The organism is Haloarcula marismortui ATCC 43049 (assembly GCF_000011085.1).
Classification (GTDB): domain Archaea; phylum Halobacteriota; class Halobacteria; order Halobacteriales; family Haloarculaceae; genus Haloarcula; species Haloarcula marismortui.
In genome coordinates this window covers 289,132-304,996 of sequence record NC_006396.1, presented here as the reverse complement: position 1 = coordinate 304,996, position 15,865 = coordinate 289,132, and the positions used below count along the sequence as shown (strand labels likewise).

At 63.6% G+C, this 15,865-nt stretch carries 17 protein-coding genes; 3 read left to right on the top strand and 14 right to left on the bottom strand.

All coding sequences use genetic code 11. From position 1 onward, the window contains the following. Positions 1-4: 4 nt before the first annotated feature. Positions 5-787, top strand: a complete 783-nt coding sequence (locus RR_RS05570; protein ID WP_004962592.1) for a class I fructose-bisphosphate aldolase — start codon at positions 5-7, stop codon at positions 785-787. Positions 788-790: 3 nt separating this feature from the next. Next, positions 791-1,918: a hypothetical protein gene (locus RR_RS05565; protein WP_011222971.1), complete on the top strand. Its 1,128-nt coding sequence runs from the start codon at positions 791-793 to the stop codon at positions 1,916-1,918. 54 nt (positions 1,919-1,972) lie between these two features. Here RR_RS05565 and pfkB read toward each other — a convergent pair whose 3' ends face one another. The 12 genes from pfkB to RR_RS05505 form a co-directional block, all read right to left on the bottom strand. After that, on the bottom strand, positions 1,973-2,881 hold the full coding sequence (pfkB, locus tag RR_RS05560) for a 1-phosphofructokinase (protein ID WP_011222970.1): 909 nt from the start codon (positions 2,879-2,881) through the stop codon (positions 1,973-1,975). Continuing rightward, positions 2,878-3,639 carry an HTH-type transcriptional regulator GlpR gene (gene glpR / locus RR_RS05555; protein ID WP_004962600.1) on the bottom strand — a complete coding sequence of 254 codons (762 nt, stop codon included), beginning with the start codon at positions 3,637-3,639 and terminating at the stop codon, positions 2,878-2,880. The genes pfkB and glpR overlap by 4 nt, the downstream gene beginning before the upstream one ends. A gap of 88 nt (positions 3,640-3,727) precedes the next feature. Beyond that, entirely contained in the window at positions 3,728-4,711 is a 984-nt protein-coding gene (locus RR_RS05550; RefSeq protein ID WP_007188416.1) for an isocitrate/isopropylmalate dehydrogenase family protein, read from the bottom strand. Between the two features lie 390 nt (positions 4,712-5,101). Beyond that, positions 5,102-5,863, bottom strand: a complete 762-nt coding sequence (locus tag RR_RS05545; protein WP_011222969.1) for a response regulator — start codon at positions 5,861-5,863, stop codon at positions 5,102-5,104. A 95-nt stretch (positions 5,864-5,958) separates the two neighbouring features. Next, the gene (locus tag RR_RS05540) at positions 5,959-6,699 is read right to left on the bottom strand and encodes a DUF6293 family protein (protein ID WP_011222968.1); all 741 of its coding nucleotides are present in this window, start codon (positions 6,697-6,699) and stop codon (positions 5,959-5,961) included. A 174-nt stretch (positions 6,700-6,873) separates the two neighbouring features. Next, on the bottom strand, positions 6,874-7,518 hold the full coding sequence (gene leuD, locus RR_RS05535) for a 3-isopropylmalate dehydratase small subunit (RefSeq protein ID WP_004962615.1): 645 nt from the start codon (positions 7,516-7,518) through the stop codon (positions 6,874-6,876). Beyond that, a complete protein-coding gene (gene leuC, locus RR_RS05530; protein ID WP_011222967.1) occupies positions 7,515-8,936 on the bottom strand; it encodes a 3-isopropylmalate dehydratase large subunit in 1,422 nt (473 codons plus the stop codon). The genes leuD and leuC overlap by 4 nt, the downstream gene beginning before the upstream one ends. Beyond that, positions 8,933-9,202, bottom strand: coding sequence for a hypothetical protein (locus RR_RS05525; RefSeq protein WP_004962621.1), 270 nt, complete (start codon positions 9,200-9,202; stop codon positions 8,933-8,935). Before RR_RS05525 ends, leuC begins: the two co-directional genes overlap by 4 nt. Beyond that, positions 9,195-10,226, bottom strand: coding sequence for a ketol-acid reductoisomerase (ilvC, locus tag RR_RS05520; RefSeq protein WP_011222966.1), 1,032 nt, complete (start codon positions 10,224-10,226; stop codon positions 9,195-9,197). Before ilvC ends, RR_RS05525 begins: the two co-directional genes overlap by 8 nt. Then, complete coding sequence (gene ilvN / locus RR_RS05515; protein ID WP_049938748.1) at positions 10,219-10,806, bottom strand: acetolactate synthase small subunit; 588 nt, start codon at positions 10,804-10,806, stop codon at positions 10,219-10,221. Before ilvN ends, ilvC begins: the two co-directional genes overlap by 8 nt. 14 nt (positions 10,807-10,820) lie before the next feature. After that, complete coding sequence (gene ilvB, locus RR_RS05510) at positions 10,821-12,578, bottom strand: biosynthetic-type acetolactate synthase large subunit (protein WP_004962630.1); 1,758 nt, start codon at positions 12,576-12,578, stop codon at positions 10,821-10,823. Positions 12,579-12,923: 345 nt separating this feature from the next. Continuing rightward, positions 12,924-14,168, bottom strand: a complete 1,245-nt coding sequence (locus RR_RS05505; protein WP_049938747.1) for a LeuA family protein — start codon at positions 14,166-14,168, stop codon at positions 12,924-12,926. Between the two features lie 126 nt (positions 14,169-14,294). Between RR_RS05505 and RR_RS05500 the strand changes: the two genes are divergently transcribed. Then, complete coding sequence (locus tag RR_RS05500) at positions 14,295-14,597, top strand: DUF5779 family protein (RefSeq protein ID WP_005535188.1); 303 nt, start codon at positions 14,295-14,297, stop codon at positions 14,595-14,597. 121 nt (positions 14,598-14,718) lie between these two features. Here RR_RS05500 and RR_RS21450 read toward each other — a convergent pair whose 3' ends face one another. Both RR_RS21450 and RR_RS05495 read right to left on the bottom strand, forming a co-directional pair. Then, positions 14,719-14,997 carry a hypothetical protein gene (locus RR_RS21450; protein ID WP_004962635.1) on the bottom strand — a complete coding sequence of 93 codons (279 nt, stop codon included), beginning with the start codon at positions 14,995-14,997 and terminating at the stop codon, positions 14,719-14,721. Positions 14,998-15,145: 148 nt separating this feature from the next. Then, entirely contained in the window at positions 15,146-15,832 is a 687-nt protein-coding gene (locus tag RR_RS05495) for a VOC family protein (protein ID WP_011222962.1), read from the bottom strand. Positions 15,833-15,865 lie beyond the last annotated feature (33 nt).

Sequence of the window (15,865 nt, the reverse complement as noted above, 5' to 3'; positions counted from 1 at the left end):
ACACATGCGACCACTGGGTGACTCACCGCTCGTACGGAACGACAAGACGCTGGTGCTAGCACACGACCACGGACTGGAGCACGGTCCCAAGCAGTTCAGCGGCGTCGAGGAGCGCCTCGACCCGCGTGAGGTGTTCGAGATGGCGACCCACGACGCCGTGACGGCGCTAGCTGTCGGGAAGGGCCTCGCCGAAACGTACTACCCGAGCTACGAGGACGACGTGAACCTGCTGGCGAAGCTCAACGGCGGTTCGGACCTCTGGATGGGCGACCCGTACTCGCCCCAGAACTGGTCGGTCGACTACGCGGCCGAACTCGGTGCTGACGCCATCGGCTACACCGTCTACCCGGGTGTCAACCGCGAGACCGATATGTTCGAAGACTTCCGCCCGGTGCAGGAGAACGCCCGCGACCACGACCTGCCGATTGCAATGTGGTCGTACCCGCGCGGACAGGCCATCAAGGAGCACCGCAGTCCGTCGACCATCGCCTATGCGGCCCGAATCGGGCTCGAACTCGGGGCTGACTTCACGAAGGTCAAGTACCCGCGTGACAAGGAAGCGATGGCCCACGCCGTCCGCTCGGCCGCAGACAACCGCGTCCTGCTCTCCGGTGGCTCGAAGACTTCGGACCGCGACTTCCTCGAACTCGTCGAGGACTGCATGGACGTCGGCGTCGCCGGCCTCGCGGTCGGTCGCAACGTCTGGCAGCGCGACGACCCCTACGACATTCTGGACAAACTCGAAGGCGTCATCTTCGAGGACGCGACAGCCGACGACGTCCTGTAGGCCATGGACGAGGAGACGCGCCGAGCCGTCGCCACAGCGGATGAGGCGTTGCCCACCAGCGACGCGCTCCCCGACGCTATCGATACCGGGCGGGTCGTCTTCGGTTTCGACGGCTACCTCGACCGCGTCCGAGAGGTCGTCGCTGACCGCATCGACCCCGAGAGCCACGAGCGCCTCGCTACACTGGAGAGTTTCGGCGACCGTATCGACCGCTCCGTTGCCGCCGACAGTTCGCTCTCCTTCGAGTGGCTCCAGCAGGGCAGCCGAACCGGCGGCCACACCAGCCACCTCGCGCGGGCCTTCGGCGGCTGGTCGTTCGACCCCGTGATGGTCGGGATGTACGGCGACCCGGTCCACGACGCATTCGAGACGGAGTTCGGCGAGTACGAACTCCATTCGCTGGGTGAACCCGGCGTCACCGACGCTGTCGAGTTCGACGATGGGAAGCTCATGCTCACGGAAATCGGCGACACGATGTCGCTTGACTGGGCCGAACTCGACACGGCCTTCGGCCACGACCGATTGGCCGAGAAACTCGACGGCGCGAGCCTGTTAGGAACTGGCTACTGGTCAGAGACGCCAGACCTGCCGACGGTCTTCGACGGCCTCCGTACCCTGTGGGATGGTATTGACGACCCGCCCGAGACCGTGCTGGTCGACCCCGGTGACGTACGAAAACTCGACGCCGACCGGCTGCGCGCCGGTCGGGAGGCCATCGGCCGGCTGGACGAAGTGACCGACGTGGTGGTCACGTCGAACCGTGCCGAAACGGGTGTCCTCGCGGACGCCTACGCCGGCGACGCCGAGCGGTCGTTCGCCGACGACGCCGAGGCAGTGTTCGAGGCGCTGGAACCGACCTGGTTCGTCGGCCACGGTGTCGAGCAGTCGGTCGTCGTCACCGCCGCGGGCACCGACAGCGTGGCCGTGCCTTCGGTCTCGGACCCGGAGCTGACGACCAGCTCCGGCGACCATTTCAACGCCGGACTGGGGCTGGCCCGCATCGCCGACCTCTCGCCTGCGGCCGCCGTCGTCGTCGGCAACGCCGTCGCCGGCTACTTCGTCCGGACCGCGGACCAGCCGTCGCTGGCCGACGTGCGCGCGTTCGTCGACGAGTATCTGGAGAAGTTCTGAGCGGTCCGCACCGTTTCTGATTTTTCGACTGCCGCCAAAACCAGTTTCCGCCTGCTACAGCCGTCGGACCGTCACGCCATCCCGGAGTGAGCCGATATCGTTCAGGTCCGGAACGGCCGTGCCGGCCCGCTGGACGACCTGCGATGAGACGGCCACGCCGGTTCGGAGCGCCGTCTCGTCGTCCGCGCCGGCTTCCCACGCGCTCAGGACGCCAGAGAGGAGCGCGTCGCCGGCCCCGACGGTGTCGACAACATCGATGTCGAGCGCCTCCGCGTACAGTCGGCCTGTGTCGCCGACAAGGACCGCGCCGTCCGCGCCGAGGGAGGCCAGCACCCGGTCGAAGCCCCGGTCCCGGAACGCGTCCGCCGCGTCCGCACACCCCTCGACGGTAGAGACGTCGGCCCCGGTCGCGTCACCGAGTTCGGCGCGGTTCGGCTTGCAAAGTCCATACTGCGCGTCGAGTTCTCGAAGGACATCGCCGCCGGTGTCGACGATGGTCTCCCAGTCGCCACCGGCCGCAATGCGGTCGATAGCATTGGGGGACAGCCCCGGCGGCAGGCTCCCACCGATGAGTACGCGGTCGGGGGACTGCGCTCGCACCTGTTCGAGCAGCGCGTCGACAACCGACTCGCCGACAGTCGGGCCGGCCTGATTTAGCTTGTACTCCTCCACGGCTGCGATAGCGGTGGTGTTGAGCCGCGTTGTCCCGTCCACGTCGATGAAGGCTGTCTCGACGCCGTCGTCTTGCAGCGTCTCTCTGATGAACGACCCCGTGAACCCACCTAGCAGTCCCGTCGCAACGCAGGGCCGGTCCATCGCGGTGAGGAACTGCGCGGCGTTGATGCCTTTCCCGCCGGCGTCGAACTGCGCTTTGTTGGCCCGCATGACACGCTCGGGAGCCATCTGCTCGTCGAACTGGATCGTCTGGTCGACCGCGGGATTGTAGGTGACGGTGACAATCATGTGCTGACCTCCTCGACAGCCACGTCGGCGTCCGCGAGTGCCGCAGCGAGCGCCCCGGGTGGGCTGGCATCGGTGACAAGCAGATCGACCTCATCCAGAGCGGCAAAGCTGACGAAACTCCGGTCGCCGAACTTCGACGCATCGGCGACCAGCACGACCCGGCGGGCACGCTCGACCATCAGTTCCTTGATCGCCGCCTCGTCCTCGTTCGGGGTCGACAGCCCGGCGGCGCTGTCGAGCGCGTTCGTCCCCAGAAACAGCAGGTCAAAGTTCATCCGTTCGACGGCGCGCTCGGCCGTCGGGCCGACGAGCGCGCGGGTTCGCGGTCGGAGGCTCCCACCGGTGAGTTTGGTGTCGACATCCCCCTCGGCCAGTTCAGTGGCGAGGTCCGGCATGTTCGTCGCCGCGACGTAGTCGGTGTCCGGGATCGCACGCGCAACCTCCATTGTGGTCGACCCGGCATCGAAACAGACCACCTGCCCTTCCCGGACTTCCTGAGCGGCCCGCTCCGCAATCGCCTGCTTCTCGGCGTAGTGGTCAACCTCACGCTGGCCGTAGGGGCGTTCAGTCCCAACGGAGGACGCCGGCACCGCGCCGCCGTGGGACCGCTCGATCCGGCCTTGTGATTCCAAGTCCCGGAGGTCACGGCGTATCGTCGCCTTCGAGAACTCCAGTTCCGCGGCCAGCTCCGACACTGAACAGCCGTCTCGCTCTGTCACCAACTGGACGATAGTGCGCTTTCGCTCGGCCGGGAGCATTCTTTCGGCTGTGATTGTTTCGCTTCGGTTTTACCTCTTTCTATTGGGCCGTGCTTGTTTCTGCCCAGATAGAACGCGAGAAAACTGCTTACAGTTCGTCGATAACCGCGGCGGTCACGTCCTCAGTGGATGCGTCGCCGCCCAGATCCGGCGTTCGAGGCCCCGAATCGAGCACGGACTCGACAGCCGTCCGAACTGCATCGCCCTGCTCGTCGTAGCCGAGGTGGTCGAGCAACATCGCTGCGGAGAGAATCATCGCTGAAGGGTTGGCGATGCCTTCGCCAGCGATGTCCGGGGCGGAGCCGTGGACCGGCTCGAACAGCGCGTTCTCCTCGCCGATGTTGGCCGACGGCAGCAGGCCGAGGCCGCCGACGAGGCCCGCGGCGAGGTCCGATAGCATATCGCCGGCGAGGTTCGGACAGATGACGACGCCGTAATCCTGTGGGTTCATGACCAGATGCATCGCAAGCGCGTCCATGAGCGCCGTATCGTAGGACGCGTCCCGGTCCTCGCCGACTGCCGAGGCCGCATCGAGGAACAGCCCGTCTGTAGTGCGCATGACGTTGGCTTTGTGGGCAATCGTCACATCGTCGTAGCTGTTCTGCTTCGCGTAGCTGAACCCGTATTCGGCGATTTTCTCAGAGGCGTCTTCGGTGATGACCCGCGTACAGGTAGTGACGCCTTCCGAAATCTCGCTCTCGATGCCCTTGTAGACACCCTCGGTGTTCTCCCGAATGAATACGATATCGGTGTCGGGCTGGACGGCATCGAGTCCCGGATACGAGCGGGCCGGGCGGACGTTTGCGAAGGAACCGACGACCTGCCGGAGCGGCAAGATGACATCGGCCGCTGTCTCGCCAGCCGCGCCGAACAGCGTCGCGTCGGCGTCGGCCGCCAGTTCGCGCGTCTCCTCCGGGAGCGCGTCGCCGGTTTCTTCCTTCACTGCGTCGCCGGCTTCACCCTCGACGAAGTCGAAGTCGACGCCGTCGATGGCCTCCAGCACTTCGACCGCGGCGGGTGTGACCTCCTGTCCGATTCCATCGCCCGGAATAACGGCTATCTCGTGTGTCATAGCGGGAGGCACGTAGCCGGCTGGTGAAAGTCGTTCGGTTCCGGCGTATCGGTTCCGAACGTCTCCTGTGAACTGGCGGCGCTCCACACGCGAGTGAACGGGGTGCGATATCGGCTCGGCAACACAGAAAACGGACACGCTCAGGGGGATGGCACGGGTGACCAGCGGACGACGTGAGCGTGTGGAGGGCCGAAGCAAATCGGGGGTGATCGCTGGCGACCCGTGCGCAACTGTTCGTAGCGATGGCGACTATGTAGGTTCTATCTCAATACTACAGAAACAGTTGATACTATGTATACTATCAATACAATTGCTACTACTGGTGTAATCCACGGACTGAGACAGACAAACGGCGTCGTCCAACATTCTAAATGTGCAATCGTCCCCCGGCTATCGGTACACCATCGCCTGAGCGACCTGCTCGCCGCGGTAGTAGCCGGGTGCGGTGGCAATCGTCGCTGTCTTCACCTCGCCCTCGGCGGTCATCACGCGGTACTCTCGTTCCGGAACCGAGACGCCCTCGCGCATCAGCCGCTGGAACCGCTTTCTGGCCGCGTCCCGCTCGTCAGGATGGAGAAAGTCGCTCGCCTTCTTCCCGGCTATCTCTGTGAAGGAGTCCGCATCGAGGAACGCTATGGCCGCCTCGTTGGCGTACAGGGCCTTCCAGTCACGGTCGAAAAGGAGAATCGGGATCGGCGCAGTGTCGACGAGGTTGTGGTACCTGTCCTCCGTGCGCTGGACCGCGGTTTCGGCCCGTGCGCTCCGGACCGCGTTCCTGATTCGGTTTGCCAATACGGTGTACTGCTCCGTTCCGGCCTCCTTCTGGAGGTAGTCAGTGACGCCGGCCGAAATCGCCCGACTCGCAATTTCCTCTGATCCCTTGCCGGTGAACAGGAGGAACGGGAGATCGGGGTAGTCGTGCCTGACCAGTTCCAAGAAGTCCAGTCCGTCCTTTTGGGGCATATCGTAGTCGCTGACGACGCAATCGACCTGGATGTCCTGAAGCATCACCAGTGCATCGTCGACGCTCGTCGCGGTCTCCACGGAAAAGGCGTCATCTTCCCGTTCGAGGAATTCTGAGACGATTTCGGCGAAGCCGGGGTCGTCGTCAACGTGGAGTACCCTGATGTCATCTATCGAGAAGTGGTTCATGTGGGCGTCGCCCAACTGTGTTCAAATATAATGTGGAACTATGAAAGCATTAGGTTCTGTTTCTTGCGTGTTACAACCGTCTGAGTGACATATATTCAGAGTTTGTGTCGGAACGCTTGGAGAACGTTTTCACCGGTCTCTGTCAGTGCAACCTGTTTCGTCCGTCCGACATCGTTGACTTCGATGTAGCCGTCCTCGACCAGCGGGTCCACGATGTTCGCGTTCAACAGCGCGAACTTCGCCTTCTCGTTTGCCGGGTCGGCGTCGTCGATGAACGAAAGACCAGCGTCCTCGGCGAACTCGATGAGGTCCGACTTTTTTGCGGTGTAGGTGTCCGTATTTGTCCGCTTGAGATAGTCCAGCACCGCGACCTGGTCACGAGAAATAGCTTCGATGGGATACGACGGGAGGACCTCCGCGCGCTCCATCCCGCGGGTGAGTGGCTCCGCAGCGACCGATGGGACGTGTTCCTCGGGATGGACGTAGTATGCCGTCGCCGCCGTCGCCATACACGCGATGGCGCTTCCGATAGCCGCCACCTTCGGCCCGCTTGAGACGTTGACACGCACGATGTCCTCGGGATGGTCCGCAGTTAGTGTCGTGACCTCGGCCAGCACGTCGTAGAGGTCGTGTAAATCCGCTCGGTGTAGTTCGACGCTAACGCCGTTGGCGTCCAGTTCCTTGACGAGTGCCTGCTGGTACGGCGTCAACCGTGACAGCTCTGTGGTCGCTGTGAGGAGGTACACGTCGTCGGCGTTGTGCTGGTGAATCGGCTCGGCGATCCGGTCACGCTCGTGCCCCAGCGGCGCGATGTGTATCTCCCGAATCTGGTCCATGCAGGAAGAACGCGCCCCGCACAGCTATTGTTCTTGCCATCTCCAAGGGAGAAATCGACAGAGGCCGACGGTAGTAGCTGCCCTCCGCGATCTGGATATCGGCGCTTCAAAAGGAGCGCACTGCGCGCACGGCTCTGCCGTTCGCACAAACCGAGGTCACAAAGTGACCTCGCGTCAATCGTCTGCTTCGATATCCGACCGCGTCTGATCGAGGTACGGCAACTGCGAGGCTGTCTCCTCGATAGCGTTCTTGTTAGCCTTCATCAGCGCCGTCGTGTCCCAGTTGCCCTCGACAAGGGCTTCGCGCTGGGCGCGGTCAACGCTGACGTTGATCTCGTTGTCGCCGTAGGTGACAGTCTCCGCTCGCACGTCAACCTCAATCTCGCCGTCGGGGTTGTCATCAACCCACTGCTGGAGCGCGTTGATCGTCTCGTGGTCGGCGGTGACCGTCGGGATGCCGAGCGCCAGACAGTTTCCGGCGAAAATCTCGGCGAAGCCCTCGCCGATGATGGCGTCGATGCCCCAGCGCATCAGGGCCTGGGGCGCGTGTTCGCGGGAGGAGCCACAGCCGAAGTTGTTGTTGACCACCATCACGTTCGAGTCCTGGAACCGCTCCTCGTTGAACGGATGGTCCTTCTCGTTGTCCTCGTCGTCGAACCGCAGGTCGAAGAAGGCGAACTCGCCCAGCCCGTCGAAGGTGACGACCTTCATGAACCGCGCAGGGATTATCTGGTCCGTGTCGATGTCGTTCCCGTGGATCGGGATGCCAGACCCCTCGACATAGTCGACTTCAGGGATGTCCTCAGTCGCGTCGCTCATGCCAGGGTCACCTCCTTCAGGTCGCGCACGTCAGACACTTCGCCGGTGATGGCCGCAGCAGCCACCATCCGCGGGTTCATCAGGACGGTCCGGCCGTCCTTGCTGCCCTGCCGGCCGACGAAGTTCCGGTTCGAGGAGGAGGCACAGGCCTCGTCGCCTTCCAGCTGGTCCTCGTTCATGCCCAGACACATCGAACAGCCGGCGTTGCGCCACTCGAAGCCGGCTTCCTCGAAGATGTCTTTCAGGCCTTCTTCCTCGGCGGCGCGCTGGACGCGCTGGCTACCGGGGACGACGAACGCTCGCACGTCGTCGGCGACCTCACGGCCCTTGACGATGCGGGCCGCGCGGCGGAGATCAGGCAGCCGAGCGTTGGTACAGGAGCCAAGGAAGGCAACGTCGATGTCGTACCCTTCCATCGTCTCGCCGGGCTCGACGCGCATGTGCTTCTGGGCGCGGCGGGCGGTGTCGACCTTGTCGTCGGCCAGATCCTCGGGCTCCGGAATCGGGTCGTCGATACCGATGCCCTGGCCGGGTGTGGTTCCCCACGTGACGACAGGGTCCAGTTCGCCCGCGTCGATTTCGACGACGTCGTCGTACTCGGCGTCCTCGTCGGAGCGGATGGACTCCCAGTAGGGCTTGAGTTCCTCGAATTTCTCGGGGTGTTCCTGGAAGTAGTCCGTCTCTTCGAGCCACTCGTAGGTGGTCTCGTCGGGGTTGACATAGCCCGCGCGAGCGCCGCCCTCGATGGACATATTACAGATGGACATCCGACCTTCCATGTCGAGGTTCTCGATTGTCTCGCCGGCGTACTCGTACACGTAGCCGACGCCGCCCTCGGTCCCGAGCCGGCGGATAATTTCGAGGATGATGTCCTTTGCCTCGACGCCCTCGTCGAGTTCGCCGGTGACCTCAATTTTGCGGACCTTCTGTTTCTCCATCGCGATGGTCTGGGTGGCCAGTACGTCGCGGATCTGGCTCGTCCCGATACCGAACGCGAGCGCGCCGAACGCGCCGTGGGTCGAGGTGTGGCTGTCACCACAGACGATGGTCTTGCCGGGCTGGGTGATGCCCTGCTCCGGGCCGATGACATGGACGATACCCTGGTCGCCCGTCGTTGGGTCAGAGAACTGGATACCGGCGTCGCGGACGTTCTCCTCAAGTTCGGCCATCATCGTCTCGGCCGCGTCGTCGCTGTAGGGCCGGTCCTGATTGGCGGTCGGGACGATGTGGTCGACCGTCGCGTGGGTCAGGTCCGGGCGTGCGACCTCAAGACCACGCTCTTTGATCATGCCGAAAGCCTGCGGGCTGGTGACCTCGTGAATGAGGTGCAGCCCGACGAACAGCTGGTCTTGGCCGTTCGGCAGGGTCGTGACTTTGTGCTGGTCCCATACCTTGTCGTACAGCGTTCCCTGACTCATACTGTCTCGTCCCGTCCTTCAGTTCCGCGTTCGTACGCGCGGGTGACACCCTCGTCGGGTGCTTCGTGGTCGATGTCCTCCATCGTCTCGTCAGTCTCCTCCTCCTCCGCGTCGCGTTCGCCGCCGTCAGCGGCCACGACCGGGCCGCGGCGGAACACCGCGCCGAAGGTTCCGTTGGTTTCAGGGTGGGTGTGCTGGATGCTTCCCATCGTTGTGCGCGATTCGCTCTGTTCGCCGTCCGTTGGATCCGTGCGTTCGTTAGTCATCTGCTGGGGCTTCTGTCGTCTCTGCGTCGGCGTCCTCACCCCACGCGAACAGTTCGCGCAGGTTCTCGCCGACGGCTTCGATCTGGTGGTTCTGTTCGGCGTCGCGATACTGCTTGTAGGCGGGTCGGTTGGCCTGATTCTCGTTGATCCACTCGCGAGCGAACTCGCCGTTCTGGACCTCTTCGAGAATTTTCTCCATGCCCTCACGGTCGATGACCTCCTCACCGCGGGTCAAGCCGCCGTACTCGGCCGTGTCGGAGACGGAGTTCCACATGCCCATGTGGCCGCCCTCGTACATCAGATCGACAATGAGCTTGAGTTCGTTCAGGCACTCGAAGTAGGCCATCTCCGGCGCGTAGCCGGCGTCGACCAGCGTCTCGAAGCCGGCCTTGACCATCTCGGTGACGCCGCCACAGAGGACGGCCTGCTCGCCGAAGAGGTCCGTCTCGACCTCTTCCTGGAAGGAGGTCTCGATGACGCCAGCGCGGGTACAGCCGATGCCCTTCGCGTAGGCCAGCGACTCCTGCTTGGCGTTGCCGGTCGCGTCCTGATACACCGCGATGAGACCCGGCGTCCCCTCGCCGCGTTCGTAGGTCCGGCGGACGAGGTGGCCGGGCGATTTGGGCGCGACCATCGTCACGTCGACGTCTTCCGGCGGTTCAATCTGGCCGTAGTGGATATTGAAGCCGTGTGCGAACTGGAGCGTGTCGCCGGCGTCCAGTTCGTCCTCGATGGCCTCGTAGACGGCCGGCTGAATCGTGTCCGGGACGAGCATCACGACGCGGTCCGCCTCGCCGGCGGCCACGTCGGGCGTCTCGACACGGAGGCCCGCGTCCTCGGCGTCAGCCCACGACGAAGAGTCCTGTCGGAGGCCGACGATTACGTCGACGCCGGACTCGTGAAGGTTCAGCGCGTGGGCGTGGCCCTGCGACCCGTAACCCAGCACGGCTACGGTCTCATCGTTGATTGTCGATACGTCAGCGTCCTCGTCGTAATAGACTGTTGTGGTAAGTTCGTCAGACATCTTTCTCTAATGTTTTCGGGCCGCGTTCCAGTGCGGCGGCCCCGGTTCGCACAATTTCCTGCACATCGAACTGCTTGAACGCCTCGATGGCGGCGTCGATCTTCTGCTTGCTACCCGTAATCTCGACGGTGACCGAGTCGGTCGACGCGTCGACTGCCTGCCCGTTATACATATCGGCGACCGCATTGACATCGTCGGGCTTCTCGCCGCTGACTTTCACCAGCGCGAGTTCCCGGCGGACGGCCTCGCCTTCGAGTTCCCTGACCGAAATGACTGGCACGAGCTTCTGCAGTTGCTTTTTCGCCTGGTCGATCCCCGGTTCCGGCTCCTCAATGAGGATCGTCATCCGGGCTGTGTCGTCGTCGACTGTCGGCCCGACGGTCAGGCTTTCGATGTTGAACTGCCGTCGGCTGAACAGCGCTGACACTTCCGACAGCACGCCCGGCCGGTGTTTGACCAGCGCGGACAGCACCGCCTGTCGCGGTTCGTGTGTCACTTCGGCCTCGGGGTCGACGCGGATTCCCTGCGTGTTGCGTCGGCCCTTCGGGCGCATCCGTTCGTCCGGCGCGGGGCCTGGCATTCCTCCAGTCATTGTTAGATCATGTCCAGATGGTCTTCGTTGAGCGCGAACTGGCCGTTGTCACCGCCGCTTGGGACCATCGGGAAGACGTTCTCCCCGGGGTCGATGTGAGCGTCGATGACGCTCGGCCCGTCGTAGTCGCGTGCTTCCTGTATCGTCTCCTCGACATTGTCGTAGGATTCGAGCGTGAACCCGCGTGCGCCGAAGGCCTCGGCGAGCTTGTCGAACTGTGGGATCCACGGGTACTCGGAGGCCATCCGGCGGCCCTCGTAGAAGCCGTCCTGCCACTGGCGGACCATCCCGACCGCCTCGTTGTTCAGGACGACGTAGGTGATATCGAGTTGCTCACGCACCGCGACCGACAGGCCCTGCACGGTCATCAGGAACGAGCCGTCGCCGTCGAAGCAGACGACCTCCTGGTCCGGCGCGGCGAGTTTGGCACCGATGGCGGCTGGCACGCCGTACCCCATCGTCCCGAGACCGTGGGACGACACCCACGTCCGGGGCTCGGTGTACTCCCAGAACTGGGAGGCCCACATCTGGTGCTGGCCGACGCCGGTACAGACGATAGTGTCGTCCGGCGTCATCTCCGAGAACTGCTCGACGACGTACTGCGGCTTCAGCGGCTCGTCGTCGGGCGTGTCGTAGTCCATCGGGTACTCATCTTTCCAGGTCTGGCACTGGTCGCGCCACTCGTCGGCGTCCGGCGCACGCGGCATCGCGTCGAACAGCTGCCGGAGCACGTTCCGGGCGTCTCCGATGAGTGGGTAGTCAGCGTAGACGTTCTTGCTGATTTCGGCCGGGTCGATGTCGACGTGGATGACCTCCGCGTCGGGGGCAAAAGAGTCGACGCCGCCGGTCAGGCGGTCGTCGAAGCGCGTCCCGATGGCCAGCATGCAGTCGGTGTTGCTAATCGCCATGTTGGCGTAGCCGGTGCCGTGCATCCCGGCCCACTCAAGCGAGAGTTCGTGGTCCTCGGGGAAGGAGCCGATGCCGGGCATCGTCGTGATGACCGGAATCTCGTACTCCTTTGCGAACTCACGGAGCGCACTCGATGCGTCTGCCTTGATGACGCCGCCACCCGAGAGGATGACCGGGCGGTCGGCTTCGGCTAGAGCTTCTGCGGCCTCCTGGACGTTTTCGTCGTCGGCCTCCTCCGGCACCTCGTAGGTCTCCGGCGTCTCGGGGGAGCCGGGTTCAACCTCGGTTTCGCCCTGAGTCACGTCCTTCGGCAGGTCGACCAGCGTCGGTCCCTGCCGGCCGGCGTCAGCGAGCGCGAACGCTTCGCTGACATCGTCGCCGACAGTGTCTGAGTCGGCAGCGAAGTAGCTCTCCTTCGTGATCGGCTGGGTGATGCCCACCGTGTCCGTCTCCTGGAACGCATCGTTGCCGACGAATTCCGTCGGGACCTGGCCGGTCAGCGCGATGACCGGGTCCGAGTCCATGTTGGCGTCGGCGATGCCGGTCACGAGGTTCGTCGCCCCGGGGCCGGACGTGGCGAAACAGACGCCGGGGTCGCCGGTGACGACGCCGTACGCGTCCGCCGCGTGTGAGGCCCCCTGTTCGTGGGCCATCGTGACGTGGTTGATATCGGAGTCGTACAGCGCGTCGTAGACGGGCATGATTGCACCGCCCTGAACGCCGAAGACGTAATCGGTCTCGGCGTTTTCGAGCGCGCGAATAACCGACTGCGCGCCCGTTGTGACCGGCTCCTGTTCGGTTTCTGGTTCTGTTTCTTCCTCTTCCTTGGGGACGGATGCGCGCTCGCTCATCGTGTCATCCCTCCGTCTGTTCGTGTTCGGGGTCGATACCGCGGTGATGTGTGTGCTGCGTGCATGACTGATGACTCTGTGGTGGTATGACGAATCGATTCGGCCGGGGGTGAAAAGGTAAAGAGAGGGGCTATAGTGCCCCTACAATACGCACGCCGAGAATAGCGGTCGCGGTGCTGGTGGGGGTTCGAACCTGACGTCCAGCAGCCGCGGTCATCACATCCGAATGCAGTTCGTCCCGAATAATAAACGTTCTGTGATAGCTGTTGGCGGGCAACCGCTCGAAACCGGGTACTCACCGGTGGCTGCTCACTCGTAGTGACAGCCGGAAGCGAGGTCATTGGCCTACGCCCGGACCTCCTCGCTCTCCTCGGTCACGCCGATCTCCTCGGCGAACCGTTCAAGCACCGACATGGTGACCTGCTCTTCCGCGCCGTACTCCTTGACGCGGCGAGTCACTTCGCGGACCTCCGCCTCGCTCGGGTCGTATCCGGCGTCGACGAGCCGTTCCCGAACCGAGTGGGCTCCGGTGTGCTTGCCGAGCACGAGCTCGCGTGTGGCCCCGACCATCTCGGGAGTCATGACACCCGGCTCGAACGTGTCGGAGTTCTCGATGACACCGGCAGCGTGGATACCGCTCTCGTGGGAGAAGGCGTTACGCCCGACGACAGGCTTGTTCGCCGGCACCCCGATGTCGGATTTCTCCTCGACGATCCGCGACAGCTCTGTGATGCGGGTGGTGTCGATTCCGGTGTCGACATCGTAGAGCGACTCCAGCGCCATCACGACCTCTTCGTAGGCCGCGTTGCCGGCGCGTTCGCCGATCCCGTTGACCGACACCTGCGCCTGACTGGCTCCGGCCTCAAAGCCGGAGATGGCGTTGGCCGACGCCAGTCCGAAGTCGTCGTGCGTGTGCACGTCGATGTAGGCGTCGGTGCAGTCGTCGACGATCTCGATGAGGTCGTAGAACCGCCGCGGCGTGGCGACCCCACACGTGTCCGGAATGTTGATCCAGTCCGCCCCCGCCGCGGACGTGGCCTCGATGACTTCGACGAGGAAGTCCTCGTCAGTCCGAGTCGCGTCCATCGGCGAGAACATGCATTCGACGCCCGCATCTTTGATCATCTCGACACAGTCGACGGCAGTGTCGAGTGCCTCCTGACGGGTCGCGTGCATGGAATCCTGCAACTGTACGTCCGACGTCGAGACGAAGGTGTGGACCATGTCCACACCGGAATCCAGAGCCGCCTCGATGTCTTTCTCGACCACACGCGCCAGTCCGCAGGTCGTCACTTGCGTGGACTCAGCGATGTCGCGTACTGCCTCGAACTCCGCGTCGGAATTGACGGGGAACCCGGCCTCGATGACGTGGGTGCCCATCTCGTCGAGCAGCGCGGCTATCTCGCGTTTGTCCTCGTAGTTGAACGACGTGCGTGGTGACTGCTCACCATCGCGCAGCGTGGTGTCGAAAATCCGTGCGTCTGTTATCTCAGACGTGGAATCCAGTGTGCCCTGGAAGAACTCGATCCGCCGGAGATTCCGACGTGCCCTCGTTGTTGGACATAAGCACCCGTAACTGGATGCTTCCACTATTTATACCTGTCCATAAGGCGGTGATGCGTACACACGTCACACAGGTACGACCGCGGCTAGTGCGACTGCCGCGCGTCAGACAGGTGGGGAGGATTTTTGCTCTATCCGCCCATGTATGTGGCTATGAGTGATTTCGAGGGGCTGGACCTACAGGCCGTGGAGGACCAGATGGATGAGGACCGTGATGGGGCCGGTAGCAATCGCGTCGTGCTCGGCGTCCTTGACGGATCGGAATCGCCCGACCAGTGGATCGACACCATCGAGAACGGGTCGGTACTGGTCCTCAACGTCGAGGGCGACCTGAACGAGCTTGCAGCCGGGTTCGCCCGACCGGTCCGCGAGGCCGGCGGCGAACTGATGCACTTCCGCGGGTTCCTGATTGTGACGCCGCCGGGGGTCAGCATCGACTCTGAGCGGCTGGATTGAGCGACACAACAGGCTGCATCCACCGAGCGGTGCTGTCGTGGGCGATACATTTCTCTGTGATGTCTATCGAAACCACGGGCGTAGCGATTTCGGCCGACGACAGAACAGCTAGCACGACCGCTCACGGCGAGAGCAGTCGCTGCAACAGGCCGTGCCACACGCGAATACCGTGGTTCCACGCTTGCCAGTAGGTGTCAAAGAAACGAGGGGACCCACTGTCAGTGTGGCGCGGTCGGGTCGTGATCTGGGTGTGGCAATCCGGGCAGCGGTAGTGCGTACTACCACACCGTTCGACCACAGCCCAGTCACCGTCGTACCTGCTCTGGTGCCCACAGTCCGGACAGAACAGCGTCGCCTTCGCGGGGACATCGTGTTCAGTCCGGGAGTCAGTCAGGGACATCCTCGACTCGAACGTGGCTCTCGATACGAAAAGAACCTACCTATGAGGGGCCTATACGGCTACTAGTACAGGGGGAGGTCATTATATTCGCATCCAGCGAGTGCATCCCCGAATATCACTGGGCGGCCACGCCGACACCAGCGGCCGCCTACGCTGATACCAGCGTCAGGTAGTGGCCGTCCCGGTCCCTGATTTGGACGCCCTCGTCGACCGATGTGACCGCAAGCGCGTCGTCAGCGACTTCCCTTGCCGTCGATTTCGGGTCTTCGGCAACGACGCCGAAGTCCACGTGGACGCCGCCGCGGGCGTCGGCGATGCCGAGCCGTGGTGACCACAACTCTAGGTCGAGGTCGCCGGTCGACAGCCTGACCCGGCCTTCGTCGCGGCCGTCGTCGACCAGTTCGAACCCTAGCGTGGTGTAGAACTCCACCGCCGAAGACAACTCCTCGACTTCGAGGACGAGTTCGAACAGGCCGGTGACGCCAGCGCCGTCGACCGCCCGCTCACCGAGTTCCACACAGTTACCCTGCGGGTCATAGAAGTACAGTGACCGCGCGTCCCCGAAGGTGTGTTCGACCAAGTCGAAACGCTCGTCCAGCCGGTCGTACCAGTCATCGTACTCCCGCTCGGGAATCGTGAGCGCGTAGTGGGTGTGGAGCCCGCCGCGCGGCACCGCCCCCGGAGAGCGGAGTCTGAGTTCGGTGTCGCCGGCTGCGAGTACGGCCTCGTCTGGGCTCTCTGAAACGACATCAAGTTCCAGAAAGGCCTCGTAGAACGCCGTCGCACGGTCTGGGTACTTCACCTCTAGCGTGATCCAGGCGGGCGATGAGAGCATATCGGCGCTTCGACCGCCACTGACAAAGCCGCT

Excerpts from the sequence above, each read along its gene's own strand:
- RR_RS05570 (WP_004962592.1), top strand. The coding sequence starts at position 5 with ATGCGACCACTGGGTGACTCACCGCTCGTACGGAACGACAAGACGCTG.
- RR_RS05565 (WP_011222971.1), top strand. The coding sequence starts at position 791 with ATGGACGAGGAGACGCGCCGAGCCGTCGCCACAGCGGATGAGGCGTTG.
- pfkB (WP_011222970.1), bottom strand. The coding sequence starts at position 2,881 with ATGATTGTCACCGTCACCTACAATCCCGCGGTCGACCAGACGATCCAG.
- glpR (WP_004962600.1), bottom strand. The coding sequence starts at position 3,639 with ATGCTCCCGGCCGAGCGAAAGCGCACTATCGTCCAGTTGGTGACAGAG.
- RR_RS05550 (WP_007188416.1), bottom strand. The coding sequence starts at position 4,711 with ATGACACACGAGATAGCCGTTATTCCGGGCGATGGAATCGGACAGGAG.
- RR_RS05545 (WP_011222969.1), bottom strand. The coding sequence starts at position 5,863 with ATGAACCACTTCTCGATAGATGACATCAGGGTACTCCACGTTGACGAC.
- RR_RS05540 (WP_011222968.1), bottom strand. The coding sequence starts at position 6,699 with ATGGACCAGATTCGGGAGATACACATCGCGCCGCTGGGGCACGAGCGT.
- leuD (WP_004962615.1), bottom strand. The coding sequence starts at position 7,518 with ATGAGCGACGCGACTGAGGACATCCCTGAAGTCGACTATGTCGAGGGG.
- leuC (WP_011222967.1), bottom strand. The coding sequence starts at position 8,936 with ATGAGTCAGGGAACGCTGTACGACAAGGTATGGGACCAGCACAAAGTC.
- RR_RS05525 (WP_004962621.1), bottom strand. The coding sequence starts at position 9,202 with ATGACTAACGAACGCACGGATCCAACGGACGGCGAACAGAGCGAATCG.
- ilvC (WP_011222966.1), bottom strand. The coding sequence starts at position 10,226 with ATGTCTGACGAACTTACCACAACAGTCTATTACGACGAGGACGCTGAC.
- ilvN (WP_049938748.1), bottom strand. The coding sequence starts at position 10,806 with ATGCCAGGCCCCGCGCCGGACGAACGGATGCGCCCGAAGGGCCGACGC.
- ilvB (WP_004962630.1), bottom strand. The coding sequence starts at position 12,578 with ATGAGCGAGCGCGCATCCGTCCCCAAGGAAGAGGAAGAAACAGAACCA.
- RR_RS05500 (WP_005535188.1), top strand. The coding sequence starts at position 14,295 with ATGAGTGATTTCGAGGGGCTGGACCTACAGGCCGTGGAGGACCAGATG.
- RR_RS21450 (WP_004962635.1), bottom strand. The coding sequence starts at position 14,997 with ATGTCCCTGACTGACTCCCGGACTGAACACGATGTCCCCGCGAAGGCG.
- RR_RS05495 (WP_011222962.1), bottom strand. The coding sequence starts at position 15,832 with ATGCTCTCATCGCCCGCCTGGATCACGCTAGAGGTGAAGTACCCAGAC.